Raw genomic sequence first — 7,974 nt, 5'->3', positions numbered from 1 at the left:
CCGATCGGATACCTGTCCGGCCATCCGTCCCAAGGGACGGATGGCATCACGTTTCCTCACCCGGCCTGAAGGCCGGGGTTTCCACGCGCCTTTTTGATGAAGCAGCAACAGACGGCAGCAGTGGAGCCGCTCCGAGAGCATCTGCGTCACTACATCCGTGTCACCAAACAGGAAGGCCACCGGCGCCGTTATCACTCCCTGCCCTGGAGGGTTCTCCTGCTCCTGCTCCTGCTGACCGCCACGATTTTCTGGCCAGTGTTCGTGATTGTTCTGCTCTTCTTCCTGGCTGCCGCTCTGAACTTTGCGGCAACGAGGACGAAAGTCACGCCGGAGTGGGTACGCAACGGTGCTCAGGTTCAGGCGGAGCTTAGTAAAGTTCCCAAGGAGCTACTCTCAGAACTGTTTGAGCTTGGGCGAACTCTGGAGACACTCCCCCGGCTTCGGGAGAGCCGCAGCCACACCGATCCCAATGTCAGCCGAGCAAACCGACTTGTCTTTGAGATCCAGGAAGCGCTCTTTGTAACCCTAACACACCTGCTTGCCTGCCGCACTCCCTCGGAGCTCATGCAGCTCGACGAATCCCAGCGCGCTTTCCTACGCCGTGCAATCTTCCGCACCGCTGATGCCAGCTTTATCGCATGTGCCTTTCTGGTCCTTGCCACACTGCAAGACTCGCAGCTACGCACACACGCTGAGGATCTGGCAGCACACCATCCCTCAGAGCGAATCCGAGAAGCGGCCAGTGAGTATCTCCACGCACTGACCACTTCCTGGCCTTTTACAGTTTAGTTACCACCGCCACGACGGCCCTGAGGTCGTGGATGGTCTTTGATGTACTTCTCAACCATGGCTTTTTGCTCGGGTGTCAGAATAGCCAGCGCCTTGGCATCTGCGCCCCCCGTGCCACGCATCCCTTGAGAGAGTTCACGAACACGGTCCATATCCTGGCTGGCCATTGCCTCCTGAATCTGCTTGGTAACCGCAGCGCGCTCTTTTTGAACCACTGCTGCCCGCTCTGCCAGTGCTTTGGTCTGCTCCGCCGTCAGCTTCAGATCACCATTAAGCTGAACGGGGATTCCCAGTGTCTGGAGCAATTGCAGCGTCTTGAGCATCTCAGGAAGCGCTTTTTTCTGATCATCGGTCAGCAGAGCAAGAATCTCCATCTCCGCTTTTTTTCCGTTTGCCAGGTTTGTCTTTTGTAGCTCCTGCATCGCTTCTTGATTGAAGCCACCACTGTCACGAAGCTCCTGCATAGCGGCCTGCATCTTGTCCTGGACGCCCTTCTGGATTGCAGCCACTTTCTTCTGGACTTCTTCCGAGAGCTGCAGCTCTTTTCCCAGCGCATCCGCAGGCACCGTCGCCACGGTGAGTGGCTGATTGCCACGCCCGAAGCCAAAACCACCACCCGGTGGCTGAGCAAACGCCGTCGTGCTCACCAATGCACCCACTGCTAATGCTGTACCAAAACGATAAAGACTCATTGTAAATTACCCCTTACGTCTGTATCGTAACCTAGCCTAAACCGGTTGTCAATGCCGTCCCGCAAAGTCACTCCCTGCGCGTACAGAGCTTAGGATGATTCGTTACAAAGAAGCCCCCGCTCTCACACGAACCTCACGTGCGCCGGAAGAGCAGCTCACCCTCGTTCGGGACGAAGTGGCGCCGTGCCAGGCACAGTTGGCACGCTGGACTTTGCACGCTGGCAGGGAAAAGAAGCCACTGCCTGCCATGAAGCGCTAGCGCGGCTCCTTCCTCGACTGGACACTTCCCGTGCCCTGTGCCTCAGTGGTCCCCAGCGTGCCTACCTACGCCACTGCGCGGAGAACCAGGAGCCAACGGTAGAACTGACGGTCGCGGCGCTGCTTATTTTAAGCAGCACTGCCGACCTTATGGCCATCCCCATTGCCCGAAAACTGGCTGTGTCCTCATCAAGTCAGCGCATTCGTGATGCCGCTAAGCTTTGCTTGGAAGAGCTTTGCGGGCAGGAAACCTAAAACCTAGAAGATCACTTCGTCTGCTGCGGCGTCACTCCAGGCTAGCTTGGCGCTCGCAAGCCCTGGCGTCAGCACAATGCGCAGACTCTTGACTCCCTGCACCTGATCACTGGTGCCGTCCTCGCGCACCCCCAAACCTAAGTAGAGGCCGTCTAGGTTATTGGCCTCCACTGCGGAGAGTGAGATGCGTTTTCCTTTGGCGATAATCTCGACGGAGCCCGGGAATAGGTTGATATTGCCGCCTTCTCTACGCACGAGAATTGCCGTGACCATCCCTTTTTCACTATCAATGTCCACGGAGATACTCTCAATAGAGCCCGTGAGAACAGACTGCCCGTTATGCAGAACATGGAGCCCATCCGCACTATCCGACTCATAGGCGATCCAGGTAAGACTCGTATCCAGCCCCGCGACTTGGGCGGCAGCAGGTCGGTTTGACATGTCGTGTTTCCTTCTTCTCGCTCCCATGAATTGGGGCGGTTATATAATCGTGTGCGTAATCACTTCATCGCGCAACAGAAAACGCGATTTATAGACAGTCACATAGGCCTGAACAAAGCTATCCACGGCATTGATATCCACAACAACATCCACCACACGGTCGGTGATGTCCTCGCCATTCAGCCAGACTCGCAAGTGACGCATGTCCCCCATCGGGTGCTGGTTCTCCAGGACGATCGTGTAGCCGGGAAACTCCAATGAGATTCGTCCGGGGAAGATATCAAAAGGAGCCAGTGGGTCTTCGGCGGGCCGGATCATCGCAGTCAGATCCGCCCCTTCCCAGATTCCCCCCTGCACCTCATCTCCCCAGTCATCGCGTCCGGCACGCAGCTCGATGTAGAGCTGGGCCGCCTCGATGGCATAGCCGTTACTCATCAGGCTCGTTGTGTCCCAATCGCCACCCGTACTAAAGATAATCTCGTTTCTCAACGGCGGCGACCTCCACCAAAGCTGCGTCCGCCGCCAAAAGAGCTGCCACCCGAGGGGCGGCTACTGGAGAAGCCCGAGCTGCCAGAACCAAAGCTAGGACGGCTACTGGAGCTCCCTGAGCCAAAACTAGGGCGGGAAGCGCTAGAGCTGCCACTGCCAAAACTGCCCGTACTTTTTGAGCCACTGCCGAAGCTCGGGCGCGAAGCACTCACGCCCCCGCCACTGGTTCGAGTGCCCGATGTCCGCCCAAACGAGCCCGAGCCGCCCGAGGAGCGACTAAAGGAGCCTGTGGAGGCACTCCGACGGCCCACGGAGGAGTAGTTAAAGCTATTACGGTTGCTCGTGACGAGCACACGGTTCACGGGATTAGAGCGGTAGTAGTTGGAGTAGCTGTTCCAGCCGTAGTAAGGCCGCCCCCCCACATTGATCATCATCCCCGCCATCGCACCAAAGACGGCACCGGAGACCCAGGGATTGTAGCTGGAGTAGCCGCCGTAGTAGTGCATCCCCGGATACCATCCCATTCCTGTGTACGCGGACCACGACGGTGCAATACCAACATACATAGGGCGAGTGTAGGCATAGTTTTGTGGGAAGGGATACCAGATCGCTCCCTGCGCCGCCGCGTTTTGTAGGCCCTCTCCCGCACGAACATAGAGTGTTGGGATGTTGGCATCGTTCACAAAATACATGTCGCCACTGGTTCTGCCGAACTTCATGACATACATGTTCTGGTTTTCAAACGGGACGATAATAGTCTCGCCCGAGGCAGCGTAGAGCTGGTAGCCCCCCTGATCAAAGACGGCGCGGGTGATGGGTACTTGCTGGCCCGACGGTACATCCTTGTAGTTGTAGGCTTCCCCGGAACCCGGCGCAGTCATTGCGGGAGGCGGAGGAGCGACCGGCGGTGCCATGGTCACGGGACGCGGCTGCATACAGCCTGCCAACCCCACTGTGGCAAGCCCTAAAACTCCAAAACGCATTGTATTTGTCATCTTGTAAAACCTCATGTTAGATAAGAACCAGTTTACCCGGAAAAGTTGCACGCCTCCCTAAAAAGTCAGTCGTGCTTTTGGGGCTTGCCTTCAGGGATGGGCTGATTGAGCATCTGGGCGAGGCGCTCGGTGAGGCGGCGGGTGGCTTCTTCGACCGCGCCTTTCTTGCCGTAGAGATCCGAGAAGTCTAGTGGCTCACCAAAGATCACGGTGACGGGCTTAGGGGATCGCTGGAGCTTTATCGCACCGTACGGGAGCACTTTATTGGTATTGATCAGCGCCACGGGCACGACCGGCACTTTCGCCCGCAGTGCGATAAGCAGTGCCCCCGGATGGAGCGGCTGGAGAGTCCCTTCCGCGTTGCCACCACCCTCGGGGAAGATAATCACGGCCTCACCCGCCTTGAGCAGCTCCTCCGCCTTGGAGAGCGCTGTTCTGTCTGCGGAGTCCCGCCTAATGGGAAAGGCGCGGACACGGGGAAGCAGCCAGGAGAGAAAGCGCATCGAGAAGAGCTCGGACTTTGCCATGAACCACACGATGCGGGGTACAAGCGCTCCTACGGCGGGGGGATCAAAGTCGCTGATATGGTTGGGACAGAGCAGTACCCCGCCGGTACGTGGCACGTGAGCGCTCCCCTCCACCCGGCTCCCACCGTGCAACGCCAGGAGAAGGCGCACAATCGCGATACAGATTGTCCGCAGAAGAAAGTATCCCATACGCTAGATTTTAGGCGGAGTCTTGCCATCTGACAAGGGGCCAGAGGTCACAATAACAGGCCTATTTTTGATGGGACTTTACCGAAAGCTCAGGCTCCAGAGCTTGAGGTAGTCCGCATTGACCAGGCTCTTGGCGTGCCCGTCTAAGAAAGAGACGTTGTTACGATACGCCTCGCGACTACCCGAGAAAAGCCCCTTGCTCCCGTGCCAGTACCCCACCGCATCGAAAAACAGCCCGATTCCCGCAGGCCCGACGCTCTGGCTCGTGTTAAAATCCGTCGCTTCCAGGCTAGAGATCGGACGCTTCAGTAAAATAATCTCGGTGCGCGTGATGTAGCTCGATCCCCACTTCTGGTAGCTGCTCGGGCGCGACGGTAGATACGTCCCCTCAAACGGCCCGCAGTTGTCAAAGCCCCCATCGGCAGGACAGCGCCAGATGTCGCGGCTTTTCATGTAGGGCATCAGAACTTCGTACTGGGGCCGCATGCTCGCCACATCGGTATTTCCCCCCCAGGCATTGGCGTTGAGGTCCGGAGGATCGCCGCCCCACACGGGATAGTCGTCGTAGTCCTGGGAGTACATCAGGTTCGCCATCCCGATCTGCCTCAGATTGGACAGACACGCCATCTTACGCGCATTGCCCCGTGCTGTCGCGAAGACCGGAAAGAGAATCGCGGCCAGAATCGCGATAATCGCGATCACGACAAGAAGCTCGATGAGCGTAAAGGGACGGCGTGTGTTCATAGCTACAAATACGTTACCGGAAGCGATTTGGTTACGGCTTCCGAAGATTTTCTCATGAGCTTTTTCCGGGTTGCAAGGTCGGCTGACCGGGCTTCCAGTCCGAGCCACAGAGTCCTCCTGCCTGAAGGGCAGCGAGGGTACGCAGAAGCTCGTCTACACTCCGTCCGATATTGGTGGCATAGAGTGTGGAGAACTGAAGAATGCCCTCGGGGTCAATCAGAAACGCCCCACGCAGGCTATGGCCCTGTGCTTCCAGAAGCACTCCATAGCGCCGTGCGATGGTGAGGGTCTTGTCTGCCAGCAAAGGGAAGGCCAGCCCTGCCAGCCCATTTGCTTCGCGTGGAGTCTGCATCCAGGCACGGTGGCTGTAGACACTATCGGTCGAGGCTCCCAGAACCGCGCAGTCCAGCGCCTCGAACTCGGCGAGTCGGTCGGAGAGGGCGAGCAGCTCGGTGGGACAGACAAAGGTGAAGTCGAGCGGGTACCAGAAAAAGAGGAGCCAGCGCTTTTGGTAGTCGGCGAGGCTAAGAGTCTTGACAGGCTGAGCAATACTCTCTCCGGGGAAGGCGGCAGGCGCTTGAAACGGTGGCGTGGGTTGGGAGACCTGCGCCCGCTCTGGCAGTGTCGAGAGGGGGTGGGACATGTTCTATTAATCTCCTCACAGGGCAATGCAAAGCTAGAGCGCAAAGGACAGCGGAAAGGATTCGGTTACGGCCTCATCGGATTTTTCTTTAACCTGCGCCTCGTCTTCATCAAAGAGCCGAATCAGCGCCTGCTCGATCATGCGAACCCCAAACTGCCCTTTGGCGTGTCGGCGCACCTTGCCCTCTTTGTCAAACAGAAAGTACGTCGGCCAAGCATCTACCTTCAGCTCATCCCCGATAGAGTGGTCATTGTCAAAGATCAGCTTCTCGGTAATGCCAAGCTCTTTTGCCACTTCCAGCACTTTGGCCTCGTCAAGATCAAACTCTCCCATTGGCCGATGCACCGCAACTATTTGCAAACCTTTCGGGCCATACTCATCACGAATCTTTTGCAAGTGCGGCATATTTGCATGACAAGATGGACAAGAAGACGACCAGAAGTACATTAAGATCACATAACCATATATTTCCTTGATTATGCCAATTAACATTTTAATATAAAATCCTCTTAACAAATCAGAAAATGCAATCATTATTTGGGTGCAGAGGCAAACTCTTTCTCTATGGTAGCCGCTTCTTCATCAAGTTTTGCTTTAACTTCTGATGCAGACAATCCCTTTTTATGTAATTCAATACTCAATTTCACTAGTCTATCCCTAAGTATCTCATCCTTTTTCAGCCTAGATGAATGCTCTTTTTTGAGGTATTTCTCTTTTTCGGTATATTCTTCTTTAGTTTCCCCATTAGCTCTATGTTTTTCCGAATTACATCCTAACAAACTCAGCATTAAAAAAATCAACGTCAGAAACTTCAAGTTCATAACAAAACACTTTCCATAAACACAGTGCTGCCATGTTTTAGATTTCCCAACTAAGTATAGTCTTCGGCAAAAGCATTGACAGTTAGTCTCAACGGCTCTCCACCAAGGCCATAAAAATGCTCCCCATCACCACTGAGGAACCGAGTCACTCTAGCGCTTCGTCAATGCTTTTGCCGAAGACTATAATACTAAAACATCCTGAACACAGCAGCAATTTACTACTTTGAATCAAATCATCCTGGATTTTGAGGTTGTCCAGCTTGACATTGATAACCAGCAGGACAACGAGAATGATAACAATCGGTGAATACTGAGTATGCTGTACGCCTACATGCTATGTCAGCAGCGATACACGCATCGACAGCAGTAGTATTTGATCCTGCATTTGCCAGACAAGTTGTAAGCGCCTGAGTACAAGCAAGATAATCGGACCAATACTTGGTACAACAATCTTCGCATGTTGGTGGTGTTGCAAAAGCGATACCAGCTTCCTGAAATTCTTTTGCTACTTGCAGAGCAATTTTATTATCCCCTGCTCGGCGTTGCATTTCTTTGCCGACTTTACGCAGGAGATCATCCGCGGTGAGTGCAGCTACGGCGGCGGCTCCGGCTTGGAAACCGAATCTTGCCAGGGCTTGCCGACGACTAAGTTTCTCTTTTTCGAATTGTGCGAGCTTCTCTGCCGCAGTCAGTTCAACCGTATTCTCAACGTTATCCATTTTCTACCTCATCCTTTGGAGAAGACACCGCTTCGTTTTGAGCTTTAAGCGCCGCTTCTTTCTTCTGAATCTCGATAACACGAGCGACAACTTGTTCGACAAGGCTGTTTATACGCTGACTTCCCTCAATTCGGTCTATCACCGCTTGAGCAACCATATCTACATAATCATCGCGATCTTCGATAGCCATTTAAGTCCCCAGGCACACTACACGCACAACCCTTGCGAGCGTACAGTCACGGTACGCCTTGCTTTCTGGGATGCTTCCACCCTCCTGCTTTCTCTCGCGGGGAGAGGTGGCGGGGAGAGGAAGTTATGAATCGCATACGGGTACATTCCCCGGAGCTTGCTCCGTGACCGCTTGGGATACGTGGGCATCTCTTAGGATGCCCACTTCTTCTGTGGCTTCGGC

Annotated in this window: 13 protein-coding genes; 2 read left to right on the top strand and 11 right to left on the bottom strand. The window is 54.9% G+C overall.

Annotated elements, in window-relative coordinates; translation table 11 throughout:
* Positions 1–96 precede the first annotated feature (96 nt).
* Entirely contained in the window at positions 97–789 is a 693-nt protein-coding gene (locus tag ACH2ED_RS04895; RefSeq protein ID WP_395089086.1) for a hypothetical protein, read from the top strand.
* Here ACH2ED_RS04895 and ACH2ED_RS04890 read toward each other — a convergent pair.
* The gene (locus ACH2ED_RS04890; RefSeq protein WP_395089085.1) at positions 786–1,481 is read right to left on the bottom strand and encodes a hypothetical protein; all 696 of its coding nucleotides are present in this window, start codon (positions 1,479–1,481) and stop codon (positions 786–788) included. The genes ACH2ED_RS04895 and ACH2ED_RS04890 overlap by 4 nt on opposite strands.
* Positions 1,482–1,664: 183 nt before the next feature.
* Here ACH2ED_RS04890 and ACH2ED_RS04885 point away from each other — a divergent pair, with 183 nt between their 5' ends.
* Complete coding sequence (locus tag ACH2ED_RS04885) at positions 1,665–1,994, top strand: hypothetical protein (RefSeq protein ID WP_395089084.1); 330 nt, start codon at positions 1,665–1,667, stop codon at positions 1,992–1,994.
* 3 nt (positions 1,995–1,997) lie between these two features.
* On the opposite strand, the gene ACH2ED_RS04880 is transcribed toward ACH2ED_RS04885, so the two are convergent.
* The 10 genes from ACH2ED_RS04880 to ACH2ED_RS04835 all read right to left on the bottom strand — a co-directional run bounded on the left by ACH2ED_RS04880 (position 1,998) and on the right by ACH2ED_RS04835 (position 7,752).
* Positions 1,998–2,435, bottom strand: coding sequence for a hypothetical protein (locus ACH2ED_RS04880; RefSeq protein ID WP_395089083.1), 438 nt, complete (start codon positions 2,433–2,435; stop codon positions 1,998–2,000).
* A gap of 39 nt (positions 2,436–2,474) precedes the next feature.
* Positions 2,475–2,924, bottom strand: a complete 450-nt coding sequence (locus ACH2ED_RS04875; RefSeq protein WP_395089082.1) for a hypothetical protein — start codon at positions 2,922–2,924, stop codon at positions 2,475–2,477.
* Positions 2,921–3,919 carry a hypothetical protein gene (locus tag ACH2ED_RS04870; RefSeq protein ID WP_395089081.1) on the bottom strand — a complete coding sequence of 333 codons (999 nt, stop codon included), beginning with the start codon at positions 3,917–3,919 and terminating at the stop codon, positions 2,921–2,923. Before ACH2ED_RS04870 ends, ACH2ED_RS04875 begins: the two co-directional genes overlap by 4 nt.
* Positions 3,920–3,984: 65 nt before the next feature.
* Positions 3,985–4,635 (bottom strand): lysophospholipid acyltransferase family protein, encoded by a 651-nt coding sequence (locus tag ACH2ED_RS04865; RefSeq protein WP_395089080.1) that lies wholly within the window; start codon positions 4,633–4,635, stop codon positions 3,985–3,987.
* 78 nt (positions 4,636–4,713) lie between these two features.
* Positions 4,714–5,379 (bottom strand): DUF1559 domain-containing protein, encoded by a 666-nt coding sequence (locus ACH2ED_RS04860; protein WP_395089079.1) that lies wholly within the window; start codon positions 5,377–5,379, stop codon positions 4,714–4,716.
* Positions 5,380–5,431: 52 nt separating this feature from the next.
* Entirely contained in the window at positions 5,432–6,022 is a 591-nt protein-coding gene (locus tag ACH2ED_RS04855) for a peroxiredoxin (protein ID WP_395089078.1), read from the bottom strand.
* A gap of 33 nt (positions 6,023–6,055) precedes the next feature.
* Positions 6,056–6,514, bottom strand: coding sequence for a TlpA disulfide reductase family protein (locus ACH2ED_RS04850; RefSeq protein ID WP_395089087.1), 459 nt, complete (start codon positions 6,512–6,514; stop codon positions 6,056–6,058).
* A 41-nt stretch (positions 6,515–6,555) separates the two neighbouring features.
* Positions 6,556–6,843, bottom strand: a complete 288-nt coding sequence (locus tag ACH2ED_RS04845; RefSeq protein WP_395089077.1) for a hypothetical protein — start codon at positions 6,841–6,843, stop codon at positions 6,556–6,558.
* A 233-nt stretch (positions 6,844–7,076) separates the two neighbouring features.
* Positions 7,077–7,562 carry a hypothetical protein gene (locus ACH2ED_RS04840; protein ID WP_395089076.1) on the bottom strand — a complete coding sequence of 162 codons (486 nt, stop codon included), beginning with the start codon at positions 7,560–7,562 and terminating at the stop codon, positions 7,077–7,079.
* Positions 7,555–7,752, bottom strand: a complete 198-nt coding sequence (locus ACH2ED_RS04835) for a hypothetical protein (RefSeq protein ID WP_395089075.1) — start codon at positions 7,750–7,752, stop codon at positions 7,555–7,557. Before ACH2ED_RS04835 ends, ACH2ED_RS04840 begins: the two co-directional genes overlap by 8 nt.
* Positions 7,753–7,974 lie beyond the last annotated feature (222 nt).

Source organism: Armatimonas sp. (assembly GCF_043757465.1).
GTDB lineage: Bacteria > Armatimonadota > Armatimonadia > Armatimonadales > Armatimonadaceae > Armatimonas.
This window is presented reverse-complemented; position numbering and strand designations above follow the sequence as displayed.

What these genes read in the sequence shown, in the direction of transcription:
- ACH2ED_RS04870 (WP_395089081.1), bottom strand. Translation starts at nt 3,919, where the DNA reads ATGACAAATACAATGCGTTTTGGAGTTTTAGGGCTTGCCACAGTGGGG.
- ACH2ED_RS04855 (WP_395089078.1), bottom strand. Translation starts at nt 6,022, where the DNA reads ATGTCCCACCCCCTCTCGACACTGCCAGAGCGGGCGCAGGTCTCCCAA.
- ACH2ED_RS04835 (WP_395089075.1), bottom strand. Translation starts at nt 7,752, where the DNA reads ATGGCTATCGAAGATCGCGATGATTATGTAGATATGGTTGCTCAAGCG.
- ACH2ED_RS04895 (WP_395089086.1), top strand. Translation starts at nt 97, where the DNA reads ATGAAGCAGCAACAGACGGCAGCAGTGGAGCCGCTCCGAGAGCATCTG.
- ACH2ED_RS04880 (WP_395089083.1), bottom strand. Translation starts at nt 2,435, where the DNA reads ATGTCAAACCGACCTGCTGCCGCCCAAGTCGCGGGGCTGGATACGAGT.
- ACH2ED_RS04845 (WP_395089077.1), bottom strand. Translation starts at nt 6,843, where the DNA reads ATGAACTTGAAGTTTCTGACGTTGATTTTTTTAATGCTGAGTTTGTTA.
- ACH2ED_RS04860 (WP_395089079.1), bottom strand. Translation starts at nt 5,379, where the DNA reads ATGAACACACGCCGTCCCTTTACGCTCATCGAGCTTCTTGTCGTGATC.
- ACH2ED_RS04865 (WP_395089080.1), bottom strand. Translation starts at nt 4,635, where the DNA reads ATGGGATACTTTCTTCTGCGGACAATCTGTATCGCGATTGTGCGCCTT.
- ACH2ED_RS04840 (WP_395089076.1), bottom strand. Translation starts at nt 7,562, where the DNA reads ATGGATAACGTTGAGAATACGGTTGAACTGACTGCGGCAGAGAAGCTC.
- ACH2ED_RS04850 (WP_395089087.1), bottom strand. Translation starts at nt 6,514, where the DNA reads ATGTTAATTGGCATAATCAAGGAAATATATGGTTATGTGATCTTAATG.
- ACH2ED_RS04890 (WP_395089085.1), bottom strand. Translation starts at nt 1,481, where the DNA reads ATGAGTCTTTATCGTTTTGGTACAGCATTAGCAGTGGGTGCATTGGTG.